This window comes from Lactococcus nasutitermitis, from assembly GCF_018403765.1.
GTDB lineage: Bacteria > Bacillota > Bacilli > Lactobacillales > Streptococcaceae > Lactococcus > Lactococcus nasutitermitis.
Window position 1 is genome coordinate 17,915 of record NZ_BOVQ01000001.1, and the last position, 25,890, is coordinate 43,804.

The 25,890-nt window shown below is 36.8% G+C and carries 20 protein-coding genes and 1 CRISPR repeat array (1 of these 21 running past the window's edge); of the genes, 1 reads left to right on the top strand and 19 read right to left on the bottom strand.

Annotation, left to right across the window (positions count from 1 at the left end; genetic code table 11):
• Nucleotides 1-417: direct repeats of the CRISPR family, unit length 36 nt; unit sequence GTTTTACTGATAGGAAAATGTTGAGAGTACAAAAAC (it extends 1,007 nt beyond the left edge of the window).
• Between the two features lie 52 nt (nt 418-469).
• From KJS36_RS00080 to KJS36_RS00170, 19 genes are all read right to left on the bottom strand, one after another.
• A complete protein-coding gene (locus tag KJS36_RS00080; protein WP_213533043.1) occupies nt 470-1,510 on the bottom strand; it encodes a P-loop NTPase family protein in 1,041 nt (346 codons plus the stop codon).
• Nucleotides 1,507-1,815: a CRISPR-associated endonuclease Cas2 gene (gene cas2 / locus KJS36_RS00085; RefSeq protein WP_213533208.1), complete on the bottom strand. Its 309-nt coding sequence runs from the start codon at nt 1,813-1,815 to the stop codon at nt 1,507-1,509. Before cas2 ends, KJS36_RS00080 begins: the two co-directional genes overlap by 4 nt.
• A 4-nt stretch (nt 1,816-1,819) precedes the next feature.
• A complete protein-coding gene (cas1, locus tag KJS36_RS00090) occupies nt 1,820-2,722 on the bottom strand; it encodes a type II CRISPR-associated endonuclease Cas1 (RefSeq protein WP_213533045.1) in 903 nt (300 codons plus the stop codon).
• A gap of 202 nt (nt 2,723-2,924) precedes the next feature.
• Entirely contained in the window at nt 2,925-3,212 is a 288-nt protein-coding gene (locus KJS36_RS00095) for a type II toxin-antitoxin system RelE/ParE family toxin (protein ID WP_213533047.1), read from the bottom strand.
• A complete protein-coding gene (locus tag KJS36_RS00100) occupies nt 3,209-3,460 on the bottom strand; it encodes a type II toxin-antitoxin system prevent-host-death family antitoxin (RefSeq protein ID WP_213533049.1) in 252 nt (83 codons plus the stop codon). Before KJS36_RS00100 ends, KJS36_RS00095 begins: the two co-directional genes overlap by 4 nt.
• A gap of 45 nt (nt 3,461-3,505) precedes the next feature.
• Nucleotides 3,506-7,081, bottom strand: a complete 3,576-nt coding sequence (gene cas9, locus KJS36_RS00105) for a type II CRISPR RNA-guided endonuclease Cas9 (protein ID WP_213533051.1) — start codon at nt 7,079-7,081, stop codon at nt 3,506-3,508.
• Nucleotides 7,082-7,199: 118 nt separating this feature from the next.
• Nucleotides 7,200-8,612, bottom strand: coding sequence for a glucosyltransferase domain-containing protein (locus tag KJS36_RS00110; RefSeq protein WP_244842491.1), 1,413 nt, complete (start codon nt 8,610-8,612; stop codon nt 7,200-7,202).
• A 117-nt stretch (nt 8,613-8,729) separates the two neighbouring features.
• Nucleotides 8,730-10,742 carry a ribonuclease R gene (rnr, locus tag KJS36_RS00115; protein WP_213533053.1) on the bottom strand — a complete coding sequence of 671 codons (2,013 nt, stop codon included), beginning with the start codon at nt 10,740-10,742 and terminating at the stop codon, nt 8,730-8,732.
• A 125-nt stretch (nt 10,743-10,867) separates the two neighbouring features.
• Nucleotides 10,868-12,691, bottom strand: a complete 1,824-nt coding sequence (gene lepA / locus KJS36_RS00120; protein WP_213533055.1) for a translation elongation factor 4 — start codon at nt 12,689-12,691, stop codon at nt 10,868-10,870.
• Nucleotides 12,692-12,825: 134 nt separating this feature from the next.
• The gene (murB, locus tag KJS36_RS00125) at nt 12,826-13,728 is read right to left on the bottom strand and encodes a UDP-N-acetylmuramate dehydrogenase (RefSeq protein WP_213533057.1); all 903 of its coding nucleotides are present in this window, start codon (nt 13,726-13,728) and stop codon (nt 12,826-12,828) included.
• A gap of 83 nt (nt 13,729-13,811) precedes the next feature.
• On the bottom strand, nt 13,812-14,690 hold the full coding sequence (thrB, locus tag KJS36_RS00130; protein ID WP_213533059.1) for a homoserine kinase: 879 nt from the start codon (nt 14,688-14,690) through the stop codon (nt 13,812-13,814).
• The gene (locus KJS36_RS00135; RefSeq protein ID WP_213533061.1) at nt 14,691-15,977 is read right to left on the bottom strand and encodes a homoserine dehydrogenase; all 1,287 of its coding nucleotides are present in this window, start codon (nt 15,975-15,977) and stop codon (nt 14,691-14,693) included.
• 144 nt (nt 15,978-16,121) lie between these two features.
• On the bottom strand, nt 16,122-16,700 hold the full coding sequence (locus tag KJS36_RS00140) for a DNA-3-methyladenine glycosylase I (protein WP_213533063.1): 579 nt from the start codon (nt 16,698-16,700) through the stop codon (nt 16,122-16,124).
• 70 nt (nt 16,701-16,770) lie between these two features.
• On the bottom strand, nt 16,771-17,238 hold the full coding sequence (locus tag KJS36_RS00145) for an 8-oxo-dGTP diphosphatase (protein ID WP_213533065.1): 468 nt from the start codon (nt 17,236-17,238) through the stop codon (nt 16,771-16,773).
• A gap of 3 nt (nt 17,239-17,241) precedes the next feature.
• Nucleotides 17,242-19,542 carry a DNA helicase PcrA gene (gene pcrA, locus KJS36_RS00150; RefSeq protein WP_213533213.1) on the bottom strand — a complete coding sequence of 767 codons (2,301 nt, stop codon included), beginning with the start codon at nt 19,540-19,542 and terminating at the stop codon, nt 17,242-17,244.
• Between the two features lie 121 nt (nt 19,543-19,663).
• On the bottom strand, nt 19,664-20,425 hold the full coding sequence (locus tag KJS36_RS00155) for a class A sortase (protein ID WP_213533067.1): 762 nt from the start codon (nt 20,423-20,425) through the stop codon (nt 19,664-19,666).
• Nucleotides 20,426-20,529: 104 nt separating this feature from the next.
• Nucleotides 20,530-21,621 carry an FAD:protein FMN transferase gene (locus KJS36_RS00160; protein WP_213533069.1) on the bottom strand — a complete coding sequence of 364 codons (1,092 nt, stop codon included), beginning with the start codon at nt 21,619-21,621 and terminating at the stop codon, nt 20,530-20,532.
• A gap of 7 nt (nt 21,622-21,628) precedes the next feature.
• Complete coding sequence (gene gyrA / locus KJS36_RS00165) at nt 21,629-24,127, bottom strand: DNA gyrase subunit A (RefSeq protein WP_213533071.1); 2,499 nt, start codon at nt 24,125-24,127, stop codon at nt 21,629-21,631.
• A 180-nt stretch (nt 24,128-24,307) separates the two neighbouring features.
• Nucleotides 24,308-24,784, bottom strand: a complete 477-nt coding sequence (locus KJS36_RS00170) for an Rrf2 family transcriptional regulator (RefSeq protein ID WP_213533073.1) — start codon at nt 24,782-24,784, stop codon at nt 24,308-24,310.
• 122 nt (nt 24,785-24,906) lie between these two features.
• On the opposite strand from KJS36_RS00170, the gene KJS36_RS00175 reads away from it, so the two are divergent.
• Entirely contained in the window at nt 24,907-25,827 is a 921-nt protein-coding gene (locus KJS36_RS00175) for a DMT family transporter (RefSeq protein WP_213533075.1), read from the top strand.
• Nucleotides 25,828-25,890 lie beyond the last annotated feature (63 nt).

The window sequence follows — 25,890 nt, forward strand, 5'->3', positions numbered from 1 at the left end:
AATGTTGAGAGTACAAAAACTGTTGCTATCCCCGTCGTTAATCAATATTTGTTTTACTGATAGGAAAATGTTGAGAGTACAAAAACCTATGAAACCTAAAGCGAACCAATCTATCAGTTTTACTGATAGGAAAATGTTGAGAGTACAAAAACCATATGCAACAAACAAGAAAATCGCTGCTAGGTTTTACTGATAGGAAAATGTTGAGAGTACAAAAACTAATGTTTTCAAGCGTAGTTGTTTGAGTGAGTTTTACTGATAGGAAAATGTTGAGAGTACAAAAACAACCCGCTCACTCGCCCATTCGTGGAGGTGGTTTTACTGATAGGAAAATGTTGAGAGTACAAAAACGTACCTTTAGCTGGGGAAGATAAAGAAAGAGTTTTACTGATAGGAAAATGTTGAGAGTACAAAAACCTCAAATTAGAAATTTTTGTTCCACAAAGTCACCTTTTTCTCAAAAAATTCGTCAATTTTCAGAGAGGAGATATGATTTTTCGGCTGTCGAGAGTTCGTCAAATTTGACGGAAAATGGCAAATCATCAAAGCCCAAAAGTTCATCTATCACTTTCAATAATACCATATTTCGGCTCGCTTTTCCAGTAATAGATGGCTTTATACCAATGTTGGAAACAATTTCATAAAATTTTTGACAGAGTACTTCATCTGTCATTTCCAGTTTTTCAGGATAATGATTTTCAATACTTTTTCTAAAATCCGAGAATTCTGGCATCTGATAAGCATCAGATGCCAAGATAATCGTTCCAGAAATATCAGAAAGTTGATGAGGAAAATCAAGTACTTGATTAGAAATTATCCAAACTTTCAAAAGCCCTGTTTCTTCTGCTATTTGTTCCAGACTTTCCAAAAGAAATTGAATCCGCTCTGATGTCAAAAAACTTGCAGGATTGACTAAAATCAACCAAGTTTCTTTAGGATGACGCATCAACTTTTCTGACAATAACTTCACATATTCATCTAGCAATTCATTAGCATCCATCATCTCCAAAGGAAAATCATGACGACTGTCAAAATAAGATAAAAAGACATGATTTTTCAGCAAATCATCAAAAGTCAAGTCCGTCAAATTTGACGAAATATTATTTGAAATTTGAGCCAATTTTTCATTGAAAATCAGCTCTATTTCTAACAAATGATTTTTGATTTCTTCCAACTGAAAATTGACCGCCACTTCTTCACCGAAACTCTTCAAAAACTCTGCCATCAAACTACCTTTAGTCAAAGCAACTTCTTTGTAAATAGATAAATTATCCTGCACAAACAAAAAATCAATATTCTTTGGATTAAGAAGCTGATTATCCCGATAAATTTCCAAACCATTTTCGCCATAAACGACTTCTTCAAGTTCGTTGAGTGCTTTCTTCAGTCCAAAACGTTTCAAACTCCGAATCAGTTGTTGCCGCATTTGCTGATTACTCCCATAGAAAAATAACCGATTTTGCTCATCAAATTCAATAAATTGATGGTCTTCAAGTTCAATTTTTATCATATAATTACCATTTTATTATTTCCAACTGCAACTTCTTGAGGAGATTTTTCGCCCGTCAAAAAACGCCGGTCGCTAAATTGTTTTTCTGAAACATAGAGCAATTCAACCAAACCATTTCTTGGTGTCGCCAGTTTAAGCTGATTTTCATATTTTGCAAGTTGACTACGATTAGGCAAAGTTCTGACATAAACAGATTCTTGCAGCATCACAAAACCACATTCAAGTAATTTTTTCCTGAAAATACGATAAGCACGCTGTTCTTTTGACGTTTCCATTGGCAAGTCAAAAAAGCATAATAATCTCAATTTCTCATACACCTCGCAATCCTCCTAAAGTAATTTCAGTCAAATGTGATGCTTTTTTATTCATTATTTTGATAAATGAATTCACATAATCCAGCATCAGCAAGTCAACCGTCGTCTTTTTTCCCTGATGAACATAAGGCTGATTAAGAAAATCAATCAACATACAACGGGCTTCCCAACTCAGATAATCCTTATATTTCGGTAAAATCTCCTCACCAATATACCAATCCATCAGCGGACGAAAAGGCTCCATCAAATCATCTACTAAATTAAAAGAATTAAATTCATTCCGATGAAACACGCCTAAAGTTGGAATGAGCCCCAAACTCGTCACTAAACGCGCCATATAAGCACGGATAATCGTATAACCGTAATCCATTGCAAAATTTTCAAAACGACTTTCTTCCCGCGTGAAGCCCAGCCCATACAAGGTATTAAAATAAAGCTTTGCAGCGTGTCCTTCGCGGTTCGTCTTGTCGCCAAGCGTCATCGCATCGCACAAAGTTTGAATTTTTTGAATCCGTTCTTGCTCCAAATCACGCGCTTCTAAGACAGCGATTTGATTTTGAATTTTTTGACGTACAATTTCTGTCCATACAGCAGATTTCTTCCCCTCATCCCAAGCAATCTGCTCCAAATTTCGCTTCGCTGTCCGGTGATATTGCCCGAAACCAAGAAAAATTCCACAAGGATGATATTTATTATCACACACAATCACCGCAATATTGTGTTGCGCAAACTTCGCCAAAAGTTTGGTTGTCAGCGTCATCATATCCCCCTCTAAAGTAATCGTCGCAATATCTGTGAGTGGAATTGAAAACTTTTTTCCTCCTTTTTCCACCTCCAAATTATCCAATTTCAGACGTAAATATTCTCCATCTTTAATCATGACATTTCTCCAAGTCATCATTTCTCCTTTTCTTAAAATAAAATACAAAAAAAGCCCAATGTTTTTACCGTCTGTCTGGGCAAGACGTGATTTCGGCATAAAGCCTTATCTTTGTAGATTCTCAAACATTTTCCTATCAGTAAAAGTTTGAAAGGTTACCTCCGTCGAGGTAAGTAGTCCGTCAACTACCCTTTCATCATAGCACTTTTTACAGAAACTGTCAACGAAAAAGCTGATTGAGCCAGTCTTGACGTGCATCAAAAATACGAGTAATCGCCACAACTTCTTTTTCTATCACATAAATGACAATAAATTTTGTACTCACAAGATACCGATAATGCGTTTCTTCTTTTAGCTTGAAAGACAGACTTGCGCCAAGCTTGGGAGAAGACGCAAGTCTATCAATATCTTTCAAAATATCATCAACTATCTGCAAGCCCTTATTCGGATGAAATTCCTTAATCATCTGCAAATCTCTATTCGCCGCCGTGAGAAACTCTATCCTCATTGCGTCAAACCTAAATTTTCTCTCACTTCATTGATGCTATAACGCGGAGCGCCATTTTCATCTTCGATTTCTGCCTGTCGTAGTTCGGAAAACAAGCGCAATTTGGCTCTCATAAAATCATATTCCTCAGCGTCCACCAAAGCATACTTCGTCTTGCCGTTTTTCGTCAAATAAACCGGACTTCCCTCACGAACTTCACTCGTAATTGCCGTGTAATTTCTCAAATCTGATACAGGTGCTGTTTCCATGATAGCTACCTCCTGATACTATTTTACGATAAATTAATCGTAAAGTCAAATTGTGAGTTTGAGTTCTTCTTTTTCAATTGGATATAGGGTGCCTAAAATGTCCGTGTTGATTTTGTAGAGTTTAGCCCCATTTACTACCAGTTTTCGGAGCCGTCCTTCTTTACCGACATTACCATAAACAGGTATCTCAGAATTGGGAATGAACTTTTCCATGTGTAATGGTTTCATTTCTGTAATTGAAATAAAACGTAACTCATAACTTTCATCATCTTTTTCAACTTTTACTTGATCATTCCGATACAAACTAAAGCAAAATTCACTCTTACTATTTATCGCAGGTTTTCCAGCAGTAATAATCGTCTCATCTTTTTTAATAGTTCGTCCAAGTTTTAGATTATTGTATGCTTCTTGCGTAATTCCATAAACACCCTTAGTATATTTCAAATCAGCATATTTCAAGCCTAAAAGCTCGTAAAGTCCCGTTTCAGGATTGAAATAAACATCTGTTCGCCAAGGTTTCAAACTCTGCAAAAGCACTTTATTTTTTGCTTCAGACGGCGTGATATCAATATGATTTCCGACTTTTGTATCATAATACTTCAGACTCACAACTTTGGGACCATTATTGTGCTTGGCGTATTTTGTGATAAAACCATTGTCACGGCGATAAAGCTCAAATGGGGACGCAGGCATAATCTTAACTTTTCCGTCAACCTGCGTTTTTTCCTCAAAATCTGGATATTCTTTGAGAATTTTTTCTAATTTTTCCCATGTCTTAGTATCCTTTACTTGCATCAAAAACTTGAGTTCATCTTTTTTCTTTGCTTCATCATAAAGTTTCTTGAATTTTGCAAAATCATCGACATTATAAATATCTTTAATTGTCCCAAAAACATACTCATCTTGAGAAATTTCAGTTTTTCCACGTTTTATAATCTCTGTTTCACGCATTCGTGTCCCATAAATCGTCTGATTAGCAACCGCCCGATTTGCCTTTTTATCCACCTTATGACTAAATTTAACAGGATTATCTGCTATTTTTTCAGGGTCTTCAATAAATTTCTTCTTGCCATCTTTGTCAATTTCTGTGTCAGAAAAATTTCCAATATCATTTGCCCGCTCAACCTGCTTGAAAAGTGGGAAATCATAAAGCTCACTGATTTCTTTTTCGTAGGCTCTACTACTAACAATCGGAATTTTTTTGAGAATTTCTCCTGTGTCTTCATCAACTTCATTGATGAGAGTAACACGGTCAAAAGCCTTGAGTAACGGAAAACTTGCGATGATACTTGCGTCAATCGCATGGTGATGGTGCGTGTCACGTGTTTTTGCAAGACCACCAGCGCCATTCCATTTTTTGCGCATTTGGCTCGTCCATTTCCCTCGGACAACCTTGACTTTGGTCGGCAGATTATTTGACTTGAAAAAGCTATAAAATTCGTCCAAGACGGTACGTGAAGCATAACGAGTATCATTGATATTGCGCTGAACAAAGCCACGGCGTGTTTCAATATCGTTTAAGTCAGCATTATTGAGCAAATTATCAATTTTATTTTTGCTGTATCGTTTATTAGCTTTGATTTTGGCAATATAAATAGATTTATCTTGTCCAAAACCTCCACCGTTATTTATCCAGCCAAGTGGTGTTTGTTGGGCCTTGGCTTGATTACATTGGGCATGAACAAGCACTTTATTATTTTGTGAATCGTCAAAACTGACAGAAATCGGTATAATGTGGTCAACTTCAAAACTGTCATTATTATTGATGAGTTGCACAGCTTCAATTTTCTTACCACAATAAGGACAAATATTCTCTTGCTGATACCAAAAGCGTACTTTTTGTGACAGACCTTTATATCTACGATATTGAGCACGCAACTCGCTGTCAGAAATTGTCATCTGCTGTTTGACAGCTTCGTCAGCAGTATGTTTTTCATTTTCTTGTTCTTTTTGGAATTTTTGAATATTTTTTCTCACGTCATCTTCGTTGTCCTCACGTGGAAGTTCGATAATGACTTGCTCAATATTTTCACGCCCAAGGCGTTTAGCAATCGCATTAAAAACATTAATCGCTTCACGTGTGGATTTCGCAACGACAGGATTGTAAATTTCTTCTGTGATTTTCTTGGCAGGAATATTTTTCAAACCTTTGTATTTTTCATTGTCAGGCTTCATCAACTTTAAATCATGCGTCAAAATTGTCATTTGTTCATGAGAAGTGTTTAGCTGGTAGTCATACATTTTTTTCATCGTAGAATATGAAAAGCTGTGCCAAGTCGCGCGACCATCAACAAGGAGATTTTTATTTTGCTCAATAATCAATTCTTTGATTTCGTCAGAAATATCAGCAAACTCTGCTTTATCAAGTTGTTTGCGAATTTCAGATTTTTCTGTGTTGAGTGTCAAAATATCAGCGATTTTATCAAAAAATTCTGTTGGAAGGTCATTTGCTTCTTTGCCAATCTCCGCTAATGCTTTCCGAAATTTATCATAAGCCTTCAAATTATGTAGTTGTTTCGTTTTAGAATCGTCATTTTTTACACGAAAACCATCAATATCCTCGGATTTTGCTCCCATAAACTTGCAAATTTGATTAATACTTAGTTGATTTTTCCCAGAATTATTTCGTAATGCATAAAGAATTTTCTCTTTAGTTTCTGTGGTCAATTTTCCGTCAGAATCAGTATTCTCATTTGGTTCTTTCGCTTTTAAATTATTCAAATCATTCAACAAGTTATAAATCTGCGCCGTCAAACTTGACGCTGACGCCCGTTTTTCGCCTTGAATATCAATACCGATGAGTTCACTAAAAAGATTTTTTAATGTTTTCCCATTTTCTTTATAATCTGCGGCAGGGTGCAATTTTACATATTGAGATGTTTTATAAACACCATAATCAGTGTGCGATTTTTCATTGCCAGGACCTGTGAAATATTCACGTTTGCGGACAATTAATCCATTATTTTCAGGATTTTCATCATCCTTTTTACATATTTTCTCAATAAATTCATCCGTAATCTCGGGATAAAATTCCTGTTGCTTTGTCAAAATTCTCTCTGCCTCATCGGCATAAGCAGACGCAGGAAAAACATTGAGCAAGGTCTTTTCATCATCCACCTTGACCTGTCCACGCACTTGTCCAAATTCACTCAGTCGTCCGAGCTGAATTTGACCAACTGTTTTTTCTTTCAAAAGTTGACGATTGATATTGATAGACGACTTATAGTCGCTCACACCACTCGTACCATCATCTTCCAAATCGCCTAAATCATAAGAAATCCCCCGCCGTTTGACAATGTGCAACAGCGCACTTGCTATTTCGGCTTTTGACAGCTTTTCTGTCAGCCCTTTGACACGTAATTCATATGGATTGGCTTTTTCGTCAAATTTGACAGATTTGTCCAAAATTTCTAAGAATTTCGTCAAATCTGACAAACGATTTTTTCGCCGTCTAATCAAGCGCCGCGTGCCACGAAAACTCCGTCTGTCCTGATTCCCCGCAGCATTTCCGGACGGAAAAATCCGACTGCCCAAATCCACAATCTCTTTTTTGTCAATATCAATAATGCTCCAACCACAACTCGCGATTCCGATATCAAGTCCAACACTATACTTTGCCATACGCTCTCTCCTTAGTTTTTTCTTATTCTTATTATAGCAAAAATATTAAAAACAATTAAAAAGTATCATAAAATATGATACTTTTTAATACAATATTTTTTGACAGAACTGTCAAAAATCAATCTGACAATTTTACGACAACTGTCTGACTGTCCTCATCAAAAATAAATGCTCCGGCTGCTGGATAAGCAGGTAAATTTTCATATTTTGTAACCATCGCCTGACGAAGTGCCTTATCAGCTACTGGAAAATCGTGTCCTTGTAGCCGCATAAAATCATAAGGACGTACAGAAATCAACGGCTCATCAAATTGAAAGAAACTTGTTCGCGTTGCACCCGTAATGAACAAATCTGCTATTTTATTGACTGCACCTTGATTTCCAACTTGCAAATTTCCAATGAACACAACTGTTTTTGCCTGTTTCTGATTCGCAAAATTTGTCACTTTTTGGGTCAACTGAACATCGTTTGCAAAACTGACATTTGCTTTGTGTGCTAAGCCAAAAGTCAATAATAGTGACAGAATAGCCAAACTCCCCGCTAAAAAGCGCCAAACACGCGCCCGATTGACTAAAGTATAAAGTAGCCCTATTCCCACGACTGAAAAAGTGCCAAAATAAACACGCGGTGTCGGGATAATATTGCCAAAAAAGACGTTAAAAGTCAGCAAGGACATCAAAAGTAATACCAACAAATGAGCATCGATTGTCAAATATTTTCTCGCTCGCACTATCGTCCAAATAGATAAAATCACAAAAAACACAGCTGCCACAAGCATTCCCAGCATCAAAATCTGCTTTAAATGTCCCAAGGATGCAAAACGATTCCACATCAAATAAGTCTGCGCCCCATAAGTTGAATACTGTACACGCAACGAATAAAGCCAGTAAACCACAATATAAACCAGTCCAGAAACTAGCAAAGCGGGGAAAAATGTCTGCAAAACTTCTCTACGTTTTTCAGGAAAAATGAGTAAATAGAACAAAAATAAAGAAAAAATGAAAAAAGCAAAACTTTGGTAAATCAAAATCGCAAAACTCAGTAAAATAACAGACAAGATGAATTTTACCAGACGCACCGGGCGCTCAAGCAAACAAAGATGACTCGCCACAAGCACCAATAAAATCCCCAGACAAATCTCAATCGCTTGTAACTTGAAATACAACTGTGCATAAATCACAGGATTATTGACAAATAAAATTGCAAAAATTGCTTTCATCATTTTTGACAAGTTCGTCAAATAGTTATCCAATAAAAAATAGAAATAAATACCTATCAGAATCAGTAAAAACACTGCCATAAAAGGAACAATCTCATTATTATAATTTTTGACAAAACTGTCAAAAAACCAAACAATCCCAAAACGACCTTGTGATAAATAGCCTTGTAACATCTGCCTCTGATTGAGCATCATCGTACTTGTATCAATACCAACAGTATTTTTAAAATAAGGCAAGTAAGTCACGATAGTCGCCAAAATAATTGACAGAACTGTCAAAAAGTTTTTTCCAGAAAAAATTTTATTTTTCACTCTCACACCGCTTTCTAATAAGCTCTTGACAATTCTGTCAAGAGCTGTTATAGGTAGTATAACAGTGATTTTCAGCAATAAAAAAATAGCAGATATTCACATCCACCATTTTTTTATTTAAAGCATCTGTTCAAAATCAATCTTCCCAAGACGTTTATCCGCAGCAATCGCATGAACTCTTAAACTATCGCCAATCTGATAAGTAAAGCCTGTCTGCACACCTTTGATAACCTCATCTTCCTCATCATAATCCAAACGTTCCTTCTCTGGACTTTTCAGATTACTTAAACGCACCAATCCTTCAACCGTATTTGGTAATTCAACAAAACAACCAAATTTTTGAATACCTGTAATCGTTCCGACAAAAGTTTCAGTCATGTGATCTTGCATATACTCCGCTTTCTTCATCGCATCAACCATCCGTTCAGCAACTACGGCACGGCGCTCCCTATCTGAACTCTGCTTAGCAATCTCAGGAATTTTCTCCTTCTGCTCCTCTTTTACCTTATTAGAATGATTTTTCAAATACAAATGAATCAAACGATGCACCAACAAATCGGGATAGCGCCGGATTGGACTCGTAAAATGCGTATAATTTTTTGAAGCAAGTCCATAATGTCCCGTATTTTTCTCCGAATAAATAGCCGTCGCCATTGTATGGCGAAGCTGATAAGCCAACGGTTTTTCATAAGAACTTCCCTTGATTTCCTCTTGAAAATACTGCAAAGCCTTATTCGAGTTAGAAACAAGAGAAAATCCCTTATCGGCTGCCATTTCTTGCAATTTTGCAAAAGCTTTTTCCTTGGGCGTCTCATGCACGCGGTAAATACTTGGATATTTATTTTTAATAAACCAACTTGCCACGGTTTCATTTGCCATCAACATGAAGCTCTCAATCATTCGCTCAGCCACATCACGCTCACGTTTGACAATATCTATTGGGTGACCTTTATCATCTAAAATAATCTTCGCTTCTGACTCTTCAAACTCCAAAGCACCACGATTGTCACGCACATCCTCCAAAATCTCATGCAATTCTTTCCCAATTTCGAGTGAACTGACAATCTTTTCAAACTTCTCTCGCATCTCACGATGTCCTTCAAGACCTTTGAGCAAAATCCTATTAACATTGTTATAAGTCATTCGATAAGTCGTCTGTATCACAGAAGGCTGAATTTCTGACTTAACAACCGTCCCTTTTTTGTTAATTTCCATCACACAAGAAAGTGTCAAACGCACTTCATTTTCATTCAACGAACAAATCCCATTGGACAGGCGAACAGGTAACATCGGTACGACACGGTCAACAACATAGACAGATGTTCCTCTTGAAAGAGCTTCTTTATCAATTATCGAGCCTTCCGTCACATAATGCGAAACATCCGCAATATGCACACCCAACTCAAAATTCCCATTATCAAGCCGTTTCACATGTATAGCATCATCTAAATCCTTAGAATCATCGCCATCAATCGTATAAGTCACTTCCTCACGAAAATCAACACGTCCTTCTAGCTCATCATCAGGCACTGTATCACTGATTGCTTCTGCCTGCGCCAACACATCATCAGGGAAAAACTCAGGAATTTGATTCCCAGCTAAAATCTCCAGTACATCAATTCCCTTATCTCCCTTATGACCGATAACATCAGTCATTTTCCCAACAAAAGCCTTATTTTCTGCAGGATATTGTACAATTTTCACGCGCACTAAATCCTCAGCAAGCGCATCTGTTTCCGTTACAAAAAGATTATCCGGCAATTTCTCATTACGCACTTTAATCCGAGCAACAAACTTTTCCTTTTGATAATTTTCTTTTTCTTTTTTACTCAGTGGTAGATAAATCCCAACAACTTCTTTAGTTGAACGCTCCAAAATCTTTGTCACATTTCCATCTGCACCACGTTTTTTCGTCTTATTATGAAGTTTACGAACTTCTACCTTATCACCATCTAGCGCATCTTTTGTATTTTTTTGAGCAATAAAAACATCATTTTCCTTATCCGTCACACCTTCTGGCGTCACAAAGCCAAAACCTTTTGACGATGAATGAAACACACCAATTAAAATCTCACTACTACTGTTCTCAACGTCCACGTGTTTTAATTGTTCAAATAATGACTGACCCATATTCTTCTCTCTTACTTTTTATTTCCTGTTCTTTATTATAACATACTCTAAGCCCCGCACTTCGTTTTCACTTAAATTCAAAAAATATTAAGCAAAAAAATGCCAATTTATATTGGCACTTCATTTTATTCTTCGTCCATACTTAAAACTGACAAAAAAGCCTCCTGCGGTACTTCAACAGAGCCAATCGACTTCATCCGTTTTTTACCTGCTTTTTGCTTTTCGAGCAACTTACGTTTTCGAGAAATATCGCCACCATAACATTTGGCAAGAACATTTTTACGCAAAGCCTTAATATCAGAACGTGCAACAATTTTCTGCCCAATAGCCGCCTGAATAGGCACTTCAAATTGCTGACGAGGAATAAGCTTCTTCAACTTCTCAACAATCACACGTCCACGTTCCTGAGCAAATTCTTTGTGAGCAATGAAACTCAACGCATCCACTTTATCGCCATTGAGCAAAATGTCCATCTTCACAAGACTAGAAGCACGATAATCTGAAATCTCGTAATCAAAACTGGCATAACCTTTTGTTGAACTCTTTAACTTATCGAAAAAGTCAAAAACAATCTCAGAAAGTGGCATATGATAAATGATATTTACCCGATTTGTATCCAAATAATCCATCGTCTCAAACACACCACGTTTTCGTTGTGCTAGTTCCATCACAGCTCCCACATAATCATTAGGAACCATAATCTGTGCTTTCACAAAAGGTTCTTCAATGTTTTCAATTTTTGTCGGGTCAGGAAATTCGCTCGGATTGGCAACTTCAAGTATTTCTCCATCAGTGGTATTGATGTGATAAACGACACTTGGCGCCGTCATAATCAAATCTAAGTCAAATTCACGCTCCAAACGTTCCTGAATGACATCCATGTGAAGAAGCCCCAAGAAACCGCAACGAAAACCAAAGCCCAGTGCATTTGATGTTTCAGGCTCAAATTGCAAACTTGCATCATTGAGTTGCAAACGTTCCAATGCTTCACGCAAATCATTAAATTTATTGGATTCCACAGGATAAATCCCAGCAAAAACCATCGGATTCATCTTTTTATAACCTGCCAAAGCTTCCTGTGCAGGATTATCCGCCAGTGTAATCGTATCACCAACTCGCGTATCTGCAACCGTCTTAATTGCTGCTGCCACATAACCAACATCGCCCGCCATCAAAAAATCGCGCGCTACAGCCTTAGGAGTAAAAATTCCAACCTCAGTCACGTCAAATTCCTTGCCATTACTCATCAACTGGATTTTATCGCCCACTTTTAATGAACCGTCCATCAGACGAATTTGCAAAATAACACCTCGATAAGCATCATAAACAGAGTCAAAAATTAAGGCTTTAAGTGGTGCTTCTACATCACCAGAAGGTGCTGGAATTTTCTCAACCACCTGTTCTAAAATTTCTTCAATTCCAATACCTGATTTTGCGCTCGCAAGAACTGCCTCAGAGGCGTCAAGTCCGATGACATCTTCAATTTCTTGTCTGACAACTTCAGGCTGTGCCGCTGGAAGGTCTATTTTATTGATAACAGGAAGAATTTCAAGGTCATTATCAAGTGCCAAATAGACATTTGCAAGAGTTTGCGCCTCAATTCCCTGCGCTGCATCTACTACCAAAATCGCGCCTTCACAAGCCGCTAAGCTCCGTGATACTTCATAAGTAAAATCCACATGTCCCGGTGTATCAATCAAGTGAAAAATGTAAGTTTCACCGTCCTTAGCATGATAATTCAACTCAATCGCATTGAGCTTAATCGTAATCCCACGTTCTCGCTCCAAATCCATGCTGTCTAACAACTGAGCCTGCATTTCACGTTTTGATACTGTATCAGTGAGTTCAAGAATTCTATCTGCTAACGTTGATTTCCCATGGTCAATATGCGCCACAATCGAAAAATTACGAATTTTTTCTTGCCGTGCTTTCATTTCTTCTATATTCATTTTTATATTCCTATTCAAATAATTACTTTAATTATAACATAATAAAAATAATTATTGCTGAGCAGCTGGATAGACGCTACTTCTCATTTTATAAATACAAATTAAAAAAGAGACTAAAATCATTCTCTTTTTAATTATAATTTTTCCCCAATAATTCTCACTTCAGGTTCTAATGTCACACCAGTATTTGCTTTCACTTTTTCAATAACATAAGCAATCAGTGCTTCGTAGTCGCTCGCTGTTCCTTCATCAATATTAACCATAAATCCAGCGTGTTTCTTAGAGACTTCTACACCACCAATGCGTTTTCCTTGTAAACCTGCTTCTTGAATGAGCTGACCTGCAAAATGTCCCGACGGACGTTTAAAAACACTTCCACAGCTTGGATATTCAAGTGGTTGCTTACTTGCACGCAGATTATTTAACCGATTCATTTCATTTTGAATTTGCTGCGGATCTCCTGATTTTAACTCAAATTTTGCACTCACGATAATCAGATTTTTATCACGAACAATCGAATGACGATAACCAAATTTCATCTCATCTGCTGATAAATTGGAAATATTTCCCTGTTCATCAATCACTTTAACACTCGCAAGTACTTGGGAAATCTCCCCTCCATAAGCACCAGCATTCATAAAGACCGCACCACCAATTGAACCAGGAATGCCACAAGCAAATTCAAAGCCAGTTAGAGCTTGTTCTTGTGCGATTTTTGCTACATCAATCAATTTTGCGCCAGCCTGGCTTTCAATCGTATAACCTGCGATTTTGACCTGTGCCATTTTTTCCAACAAAATAACTAAGCCACGAATGCCACCATCACGCACTATTAAGTTGGACGCATTGCCAAGTACAGTAATTGGTGTATCTGTCTCACGAGCGAGCGCAATCACTTCAAGCAATTCTGTGTTGGATTTTGGAAAAGCCAAAAAGTCCGCTGTCCCACCAACTCTCGTAAAGGTATATTCTGATAATGGACTATCAAATTCAACAGTCATTTCAGGAAATTTTTCAAAGTCTTCTTTTTTTAACATGATTTTCCTCAAATATGATTTAGGAGTTTTAACTTCTACTATTTTATCATAATTCAAGAATATCCGCAAAATTCAATGATAAATTATTCACGAACTTGTACACCAGCCGTATCAATTTTAAGTTGTAAAAGTTTTCCATCAAAATTTTCAGCTGCAATTTTTTTTGACAGTTCTGTCAAAAACTTTTTATTAGTAATTATCATAATTGTTGGACCTGCACCACTCAAATACGTTGCATAAGCACCATTTTCATGCGCAATTTCACGTAAAATACTCAATTCTTTGACCAAATTTTTACGGTATTTTTCATGAAAACGATCTGCCTCAATCATCTCTCCAGCTTTTTCAAGATTTGCAGTCAATAAACTTGCTGTCAGAACATTTGCAATCGAACTCGCTGCAACTGCTTCTTTGTAGGTCAGATTTTCAGGCAAAACGCGCCGACTATCAGAAGTTTTCAACTCGTAATTCGGTACAAAAGCAAGCAACGCACATTCTGGAAAAGCAGCCTGTACAGCTGTTGTCTTTCCCTCAACCGTAGAAGCAATAACCAAATTTCCAAAAATTGCTGGCGCAACATTATCTGGATGTCCCTCAATTTCCGTTGCTAACTGTAATTTTTCGTCATTCGTCAAATGTAACTCTGCCAGTTGATTAGCAAGTTCAATTCCAGCCACAATCACCGAGCTAGAACTCCCTAAACCACGTGCCAAAGGTACTTCACTTACCATTTTTATTTTATGTGCCACTAATTTTTTTGAAAATCTCTGAGCCACATCAAGCGCTGTCTCAATCAATAAATTATGGACATCAGACGGCACATCATCTCCTAACTCATGTATGACGAGCCATTCTTCACAAACTTCCAATATTTCAATTTCCAAATACAAATTTACAGCAATACCAATCGAATCAAAACCAGCACCTAAATTAGCACTTGTTGCAGGAACACTAATTTTCATTTAATCCTCCAAGACTTTAAAAACATTGAGTACTTTAAAATCACTCTCCGCCATCAATTTTTCCTTAATCTGTGCCAACTGTGTCCGAGCAATTCGATGACAGATAATTGCCACTACTGCACGACTCCCGTCTCCTTTTTGCTGTACAACTTGTTCAAAAGACACATTTTCACTTGTGAAAATATTAGTCAAACGTAAAAATTGTCCTGTTGTATCAGGTGTTTCTACAGAAAAATAATATTTGTTTTTCACATCAGCTGGACTTGCCAACTTTGTTTCTCGGACATATTCATTGAATAATTTCCCAGTTGTTCCATCTTGAATACGTTTTGCCAAACGAACAATATCTGCCAAAACACTTGTCGCTGTCGGCTTTTGTCCCGCACCAGGTCCATAATACATAGATTCACCGATACCTATTGATTCAACAAAAACAGCATTCATCACACCATTTACACTTGCCAAAGGGTGTTTTTGAGGCAAGAAAGTAGGACTCACCTCAGCGAATACACCTGATTCTACTTCAACAATCTCACCAACCAGTTTAATCACATAGCCCAACTGTTGAGCAATTTCCACATCCATTGGTGTAATCGTCCGAATGCCTTCATGCTGTACATCATCATTTTCAATAGACATTCCAAAAGCAAATTCACTCAAAATGACAAGTTTATAACCTGCATCTATTCCATCTACATCATTTGTCGGGTCAGACTCAGCATATCCCAATCGTTGCGCTTCAGAAAGTGCCTTTTCGTAAGTCCAACTTTCACCAACCATTTTACTCATCATAAAATTACTTGTTCCATTAACAACTCCTAAAATTCGAGTAATTTTATCAGAAACCAAAGAGTTTGCTAAAGTACGCAAAATAGGAATACCGCCAGCTACTGCAGCCTCGTAATACAAAGAAACTTGATTTTCTTGTGCCAATTTTCGCAATTCACGTCCATGGATAGCTAGTAAATCTTTATTCGCTGTCACAACATTCTTATTCGCTTTTAAAGCACGCGAAATAAAAGTTCTAGCTGGTTCAATTCTTCCCATAAGTTCAACAACAATACTGATTTCCTCATCTGCCAAAATCTCATCTAAATCTAACACAAAATCATAATCGAATCCACGTTCACGTGCTTCTGCAATCGTTTCTTCATCACGCATCAACACTGTCTTAATCCGAATTTCATCATTCAAAAGACGTACCAATTTTTCCTTATTTTCCTCAAGCAAAAAAGGCAATCCAGAAGCTACCGTTCCCAATCCTAAAATCGCTATATTAACTGTCATTTTATCCTCAATATTCTTTAAAAAGTTTTATCTTATCCATTATATCATTTTCTGAAAATTCAATCAATACTAAATTTGATATTTTACAGTTTTGTCAAAAAAATTCTAAGCAAAAAATTCACTTAGAACTTATAATATTAACTTTTAATCTTCGTCTCCAATCAGTTCAGCTTGTCTAAAACAACTCTCTGCATGGTCATTAATCACACCAATCGCCTGTAAATAAGCATAGATGACTGTTGAACCAGTAAATTTGAAACCACGTTTTTTCATATCTTTACTCATTTTATCCGACAAATCATTCGTTGCTGGAATTTCACTTTCATCAATAATATGATGTTGTAGCACTTTTCCAGCTGTAAACGACCAGATATAAGTATCAAAAGAGCCAAATTCTTTCTGAACTTCTAATACTTTTTGAGCATTATTGATAGCCGCAGCAATCTTCAAACGATTTCTGATAATTCCAGCATTATTCATCAAAGCATTAAATTTATCATCATCATAACTTGCCACTTTGGCAATATCAAAATCATCAAAAGCTGCATAAAAATTTTCTTGCTTATTTAAAATCGTATTCCAAGAAAGTCCCGCTTGGTTCATATCCAGCACCAACTTTGCAAATAATTCTTGGTCTCCATGCAGAGGATTTCCCCAAAAACTATCATGATAATGAATCATTTTTTCACTTGATTGACACCATTTACAGCGTTGTTTTTCCATCAATTTTTTCACCTTCATTTTTAAAAATTATAATCTCAAATTTTTTATTTTAAACAAATTAACTACAAACTCAATAAAAGTTCTTAATCCAATCCTTACCATCAATCAAATAAGAAAACTCAGCATACTTTCTTGACAACATCATTTCTGCCATTTCCCAAAAGCCAGAAGAAAGTTCCAAATCAGGTAATTTCTCAATATCTTCCCAATAAACTTCTCCTTCTGCTGTCTCTTCCAACAAATTTCCTGAAAAATTTGTTGTTGCAAAAAGAAAAACAATATAACGGGAAGAAGTTTCTGGATTATACCAATCTTTTATCCCACAAGCCTTTAAATCCCGAATATCAAGCCCCGTTTCTTCCTTAATCTCTCGAATAGTTGATGGCACAATCGCTTCAGCTCTTTCCACATGACCTCCCGGAAAAGTTATACCGCACCAAGATTTCACTCGTTTTTGTACGACAACTTTTTGATTTTCTTCATCAATTATCGCACACATATTTGTCAGTTCAACACGCTCAAGTTCATGTTTTGCCATTATTTAATCCTTCTTTTCAATCGGAGCCATAGCTGCCAAAAGTCGTTTCATACCAATCTCTGGAAAATTAATCTTTAATTCCATATTTTTTCCAGTTCCTTCAACACCAAGCACTAATCCTTCTCCCCACTTGCGATGAACAGCAGTATCTCCAATTTTCCAATCAACAACAGACATTTCTTTCTTTTGATTAGAATTTCCATTCGCAAATGGATTGATTACATCTTTCCGTTTGTGCAACGCATCTGACATTGATATCCCTGATGCAAAACGATTACCTGCATTAGCATTTTTGTAACTCGCATTAAAACTAGTATTTGCTTTACGAGCTAGACCAGCATAATCCAGTAATTCATCATCAATCTCTGAGATAAAGCGGCTTGGACGATTATAGCTTGATTTTCCATACATTGTACGATTATTAGCATTAGTAATATACAAAGTCTGTTCAGCACGTGTAATTCCTACATAAGCCAAACGACGTTCTTCTTCTAACTCTTCCACATCCTCATTTGCTCGAGACAATGGGAAAATTCCTTCTTCTAAACCAATCAGAAAAACGACTGGAAATTCCAAACCTTTTGCCGCGTGTAAAGTCATCAAAGTGACATTATCCGATTCTTCCTCATAACTATCTGTATCAGCAATCAAACTCAAATCATTTAAGAAACGACTCAAACGTTCTAATCCATTTTCTTCAATCGCCTCCCCTGTCTCTTCATCTGTGGGCACTTCCGATTTTTCATCAAAGTTCTTGGTTACAGAAAGAAATTCCTCGATATTTTCAATTCTTGTCTGTCCCTCCAGATTATTTTGTAACTGCAAAACATTGAGATAACCTACTTTTTCAAGCATTTCCTCTACAAGTTCTGTGACTGTCAATTTTTCAGCGTGTTCTCTTAACAAATCAAAAATCACACCAAGATTAAAAATTTCACCTGCAGCTTTTCCGCGAATATCAGACAAAGTAATATCCATCGTTACTTCTTCCAAGGAAGTCCCACGTGAAGCTGCAAAATTACGCAATTTTTCAACCGTTCCAGGACCAATCCCACGTTTTGGTTCATTTATAATCCGCTCAAAACTCATATTATCACGCGGATTAGCAATTACATTTAGATAAGCAATTACATCTCGAATTTCCTTACGTGAATAAAACTTTGTTCCTCCTACCATTCCATAAGGAATGTTTGATTTCATGAAAGCTTCTTCAATATTACGTGACTGCGCATTTGTCCGATAAAGAATCGCAAAATCACTGTATTTATGTTCCTTAGCACGCACTTGCTCAGCAATCGTTGACGCAGCAAAGACAGCTTCATCTTTTTCATCATTTGCCCGATAATAAACAATATTTGCGCCATCATCATTTTGAGTCCAAAGCTTTTTAGGACGACGATTAACATTATTTTTGATAACATTATTAGCTGCTTGCAAGATTGTCTTTGTGGAACGATAGTTTTCTTCTAATAAAACCACTTTTGCATCAGGATAATCTTTTTCAAAATCCAAGATATTTTGCATATCTGCACCGCGCCAACCATAGATAGATTGGTCTGCATCTCCTACAACACAGATATTTTTAAAGCGTGAAGCCAATAATTTTACAAGCTGATATTGTGCATGGTTTGTATCTTGATACTCATCCACATGAATATACTGAAATTTCCCCTGATAATAAGCAAGCACATCGGGATTTTTATCAAATAAACGCAAAGTTTGCATAATCAAATCATCAAAATCCATTGCTTCTGACTTACGTAATTCTTCCTGATAAGCCTTATAAACACGCGCTACTAACAATTCATATGGATTACGCGCATTGATTTGCGCTTCATAAGCTTCCTCATCCAGTAAATCATTTTTCGCATTAGAAATTGTCCCCAATAAAGTTTTTGGTTCCCATTTTTTAGGGTCCAAATTAAAGTTTTTCAAAATTCGCTTCATCAAAGACTTCTGCTCAGCCGGGTCAACGATTGTAAAATTACGATTATAACCAATATGGTCTGCATCACGTCGTAAAATACGTACACACATTGAGTGAAAGGTTGCAATCAATGTATCTTGTGCCGCAGGATTTAGTCCAAGAGTTCGTTCACGCATCTCGCGCGCTGCTTTATTTGTAAAAGTAATCGCCAAGATATTCCAAGGATTAATCATCTTTTCATCAATCAGATAAGCAATTCTGTGAGTTAAGACACGTGTTTTTCCAGAACCAGCGCCCGCCATAATCAAAAGTGGACCTTTCGTCGTCTGCACAGCCTCTGCCTGTTTTTCATTCATTCCATTAAGTAGTGGGTTCAAAATCATTCTCGTTTCTCTAAAAATCACTTTTAATTATAACATATTTTTGCTTTGACATTTTTTCCACACTATCTTTTTAAATATGGCAAAATAAAAAAGCTGATATATAACATATCAGCTTTTACATATTCTTTATTTGATTATATTTTACTTCAAAAGACTTTAGAATGCTTTGTGGTGCGGTTGAAAAAGCTATTTTTTTCTCAAATGTACCGTGAATAACAATACGGTGCGTTGCCGCTTCATCATAACAAGTAATTAAAGTAATTTCCGTTTTGCCAGGAACATTATCAATCACTTCCACATGATCAGGTGTCACAACATTTATTGAAGCCAACTTATATTCATAAATATTTGCTTTATCTGTCACATAAATCATCATTCCAACTTTTGCATGTGTTAATGGTGTGAAAAGAATAGACAAATCGCTTGTAAATCCAGTCATATTATGACCTGCCAAAGCATAATTTCCTTGTCCCATAGTATCATTTTCTTTCATCGTACCGGCGCCGTAAAGAAGCGAAGTGTTTCCTACACCCCGGAAAATGGGAAGATTAATTCCTAAATCTGGTACAGAAATCCCGCCAATAACAGGTAAAGGTTGACGGTTCAGCTCATTTGCAAAAACACTCTGAAAATCCACAAGTGAAACTTTTTTAAAATCGAAGTTAGCTTTTGCTTTTTGATTCTTCACAATCTCTTTACGCGTAACATTGGAAACTTGATAACGATTGCTATTACCGGCAATCAACATATTTCGAATAGGTTTATTAAATATTAAGGCCAATCCAACTAAAAATAAGAGGACTATCAAAATATTAATCAGGCGCCGTCGAATTTTTTTAGTTTTCTTTGCTTTTTCCACCTTATTTCTCACTTCCATATTTTCTATAAAACTATTGTAACATTTTTTAATAATGAAACAAATTATTTAGAATTTTTAAGAGTTACTGATAAAAAATTCTTGCTAAATAGCAAGAATTAAAATTAATTTTTCAAATCAGCAATCTTCCCAATTTTAAAAGTTTTTGTTTCTGTTAATTCAAACTTGTTTTTCAAACCAGGAGTAATATAAACCTTGTTATTTTTATCTACAAATACAGCTTGAACATTTTTCATTTTTTCTACGTATTCATACCCTTTTTTAGTTCCCATTGCAAAAATCATTGTGGAAAGTCCATCTCCATTTGTCGAATCTTTTCCTTTAATCAAAAGTGTAATACTTGCAATATCATTATCAAAAGGATAACCTGTTTTTGGACTGAGTTCATGTGAATACTTGACATTACCAACCTTCAAATAGCGCTCATAAATTCCTGAAGTATTCACATGAGCATTTGCAGCTTGCAAAATTCCCATTTGTTGTCCTGTTGGGTCATTAGGGTCTTTAATACCGATACGCCAAGGACTTGTTGCGCTTCGTGGCGAATTGCCGATAACATAGATTGAACTTGAACCTAAATCAACAATACCAGTCGTTACACCAGCTTTTTTAAGCTGATCAACCATCAACATAGCAACATAACCTTTAACAATTGAACCTAAATCTAACCGTGCGCCTTTTTTCGTGAGATAAACAGTATGTTTTGCATCATCAAACTTGATGAAATGATAGTTAATTAGTGGCAAAACAGCATCAATCTCTGATTGGCTTGGTTTACGAGCATCAGGAAAACCAATGCGCCAAAGACTAGTCAACGGACCAACTGTAATATCATAACCAACATTTGTTTTAGAGTAATTGTAACCATCTTTAATGAGTTGATAAACACCAGCATTGACATTTACAGGTTTTATACCTGCTTCTTTGTTAATTTCATCAACTTCTGAACCTGATTGATTGACAGTTGTCCATTTATTGTATTGATATGTAATTTTCAAAGCATTTTTTGCTGCTTGTGTTTTCCCTTTATCATAAACCGTTACTTGGATAAAAGTTCCCATAGTGGTTGCTTGTTCTTGTATCGGTGTTTTTAAAAGATGACGTTTTTCAGTTGTTTTTGTCGTTGCGTTACTGCTACACGCTGCAAGTCCGATGAGACTTACAACAGTCAGTAACAATAAGGTAATTTTTTTCATTTTCTGATTATTCATCCTCTGTTGGAGTTGAATTAGCTTCAACTTGAGCATCAGTTGTTTCATCTACTACTTCTGTATCATCTTGTGTTTCTGCTTCAACAAGAGCAAAGGTCATGATATGTGCTTCATCATCAAGTTTCATAATCTTGACACCTTGTGCTGCACGACCAGTTTGTGAAATATTTTGAACATTAGTACGAATCATCACACCAGTATCTGTGATAACCATAATGTCTTCTTCACCATTAATTGCTGTTAAGCCAGCAAGCTTTCCAGTCCGCGCAGTAATATTCATGACTTTAATTCCTTTACCACCACGTCCTTTAGTTGGATAATCACTTGCCGTAGTGCGCTTACCAAGACCATTTTCTGAAATCACAAGAACTTCTTGATCATTATTGATTGTACTTGTACCGACAACGAAGTCTTCCTCACGTAGATTGACCCCTTTAACACCTGTAGCGGAACGTCCCATATCACGAACAAGATTTTCTGCAAATCGAACAGAGTAACCATTATGTGTTCCAATGATGATTTCGTCATTTCCATCTGTCAAAAGGACATTGATAAGCTCATCGCCGTCACGTAGATTGAGAGCTTTCAGTCCGTTGGTACGGATATTTGAAAATTGTCCTGTATTTGTTCGTTTAACAAGACCATTTCGTGTGGTAAAGAATAAGAAGCGTTCTTCATCAGACTTAGCAACATTGATGAGAGTTTGAATTTTTTCTCCATCATCAAGTTTTAGGAGATTAACGATTGGCAATCCCTTCGCTGTCCGTCCATATTCTGGAATTTCATAACCTTTCATGCGATAAACACGGCCAAGATTGGTAAAGAATAACAAATGGTCGTGTGTACTGGTTGAAACCAGATGCTGCACGAAATCATCATCGCTCATTCCCATTCCTTGAACACCACGTCCACCACGTTTTTGCGCACGGAATTCATCGTTTGAAAGACGTTTGATATAACCCTTATTTGAGAGAGTGACTAAGACATCTTCTTCTTCAATCAAGTCTTCATCTTCGAGTGTCAGTACTTCACCAACAAGAAGTTCTGTACGACGTTTATCTGCATATTTCCGCTTGATTTCTTCCATCTCATCTCGAATGATACGTTTCACGCGCTCTGGTTTCGCAAGAATATCGGTTAAATCAGCAATCAAAGTAACTAAATCTTGATATTCTGCTTCAATCTTATCACGTTCCAAACCTGTCAAACGACGCAGACGCATATCAAGAATGGCTTGTGATTGTTTCTCAGATAACTGGAACTCTGCCATCATTGTTTGTTGTGCAATATTATCTGTGTCAGATTCACGAATAATCGTAATAATTCGGTCAATATTGTCTAAAGCAATACGTAAACCTTCTAAAATATGCGCTCTTGCTTCGGCACGGTCTTTGTCAAATGCTGTCCGACGTTCAACGACTTCAATCTGATGTTCAATATAATCAACTAGAATTTGTTTAAGGGAAAGAATTTTTGGAATTCCCTTTTCAATCGCTAACATATTGAAGCCAAATGACGTTTGTAAGCTCGTTAATTTAAATAAATTATTCAGGATGACGTGTGCTGACATATCACGACGAACTTCGATTACGACACGAATTCCTTCGCGATTTGATTCATCACGAACGGCTGTCAAACCTTCGATACGTTTTTCATGATTAAGTCGAACAATGTGCTCTACTAATTTTGCTTTATTAACCATATAAGGCAACTCTGTCACGATAATTCGTTCTTTGCCTCCAGATAGTTCTTCAATATGTGTTTTTGCACGTACTGTAATCGATCCACGTCCTGTTTCATAAGCTCGACGAATACCTGATTTACCCATAACCATACCACCGGTTGGGAAATCTGGACCTGGTATTACTTTCATCAAATCTTGCGTTGTAGCATCTGGATTTTCCATAAGCATATCAACCGCATCAATCGTTTCTCCAAGATTATGTGGTGGAATATTAGTTGCCATACCAACGGCAATCCCTGTTGTTCCATTGACTAAAAGGTTGGGAAAACGTGCAGGTAAAACTTCTGGTTCACGCTCTGTACCATCATAGTTATCAATAAAATCAACGGTGTTTTTATTGATATCACGAAGCATCTCAAGAGCAATTTTACTCATACGAGCTTCGGTATAACGCTGTGCAGCTGCGCCATCGCCATCCATTGAGCCAAAGTTTCCGTGACCATCAACGAGCATATGACGATAAGACCACCATTGAGCCATACGAACCATCGCTTCATAAATTGAACTATCGCCATGTGGGTGATATTTACCCATAACATCCCCAGTAATACGGGCAGATTTTTTATGAGGCTTATCTGGTGTCGTTCCAAGTTCATTCATACCGTACAGAATACGGCGATGAACAGGTTTTAAACCATCACGCACATCAGGTAACGCACGTGCCACAATAACTGACATCGCATAATCCCTGAAACTTGTCTTCATCTCCTCAGATAGATTGACTGTTACAACATTTTTGTCTTCCATGTTTCTCACTTTCAATCAAATGCAAAGTCATTTTTTAGAGTGCTTTCATTTGATGATAATATAGAATATTCATCTTCTATTATATCAAAAAAAGCTTACTTTTTCAGGAATGGTGGAAAAATAAGCTTTCGTGTGCTTTTTTGTTCGTATATTCTACTTTTTATTTATTATCGGTACGACTCATTTATCATGCTCTCCAATCCACTTATCCAAATCAACAAGGGTATAATTTCCTTGAGTTTCTTTGGCGACTTGTGCAAGAGAGATGTTAGATAGTGTTTTTACAAGTGTTACTTCAATAGTGTCAAGAGCGTTAGTAATGGCACATTTTTTCGCTTTCGCCCCTTCTTTTTTTCCTAGAAATTTTTTGAGTAATTGCTGACTAGAAAAAATTTTACCTCGTCCTTCAATAGCAAGAAACACATCATAGAAAGTAATTTCCTCCAGAGATTTAGCAAGTGAAAACCCACCAAATTTCCCAGCGGTAGATTTGATAAGGCCCTCGTTTACCAGTTGCTTGATAATTTTTTTCAAATAAGATTGTGAAACCTCTAGGCGCTCACTTAGTGCAAGTGAATTAAGGGTTTTATCATCAGGCAAGCGAGATAATATAAGTAATACGTAAATAGATTGTTCCCAACCAAGCGATAATTTCATCTTGACAAGTTCCTTTCGTGGGTGTATAATTTAATGGAGATAAAAAACATCTCCGTTAAATCCATTAGCTCCATTATATTTTACTATAAAATCAGCCATTTGTAAAGGCATGAGAGGTTATTATGCAACAAGAACAAACGTCAAATCGTGTTTTTTTCACAAGTATTATTTTAACAACCATTTTCATGGGGTCTTCTTTTCCGACAGGAAAATATTTGATTTCAATTGAACACGTCCCCCCTTTTTTGCTAGGTGGTTACCGCTTCGTTATTGCAGGATTGATTATGGTGCTATGGACACTTATCCGTGGTGGTTGGAACTCTATCGTCCCAACAAGCAATGGAAGTTTCAAAAAGGGACTGTTATTAGTTGCTGTGATTGGCTTACTCCAAACAACAGGAACTATGGGCTTGCTTAATCTTGCGATGGCAGCAGGCGTGTCCTCGTCGATGTCGTCCATTATTTTATTTACTAATCCCTTGTGGTTAGCTTTACTCGCGCATTTTCTGCTCAATGACCGCCTAAATACTTGGAAAGTTCTATCTTTAGTTTTAGGCATTGCGGGTGTAATAATATGTCTTGGTTTGGATAAAAGTGTCTTAGGGATAGGAGCATTGTTCGCATTATTTGGTTCATTTTGTTGGTCAGTGAACTCTGTTGTTACAAAACGCGTACCTTTTGATAAAGGTTCGTGGATATTTACAGGTTGGCAGTTACTGATAGGTGGCATTTTAATGCTTATTTTGTCAGCACCCATGCACGAAAGTTACAATCCTGCACATTTGAGCGGTTGGGGCTGGTTGTGGTTTGTGTGGTTAATTTTACCCGCTTCTGTTGGCTCGTTTGGATTATGGTTTTCAAGTTTACGACAACGTCCTGCCACGGTGGCAAGCTCTTTTCTCTTTCTTGTGCCACTCTTTTCCACGATTTTCTCAATTATCGGCTTACACGATAAATTCACGATTGGCTTAGTCATTGGTGGTTTACTCGTAGTCATCGCGCTGATATTGGTAAATAAAAGTTCAAAATCTAAGAGGTTTTAGCATAACTGAAGTAGAAAATTTTAAATGTGTTTGATATTTTGTTTGTTGTCGGATTGAAAAAAC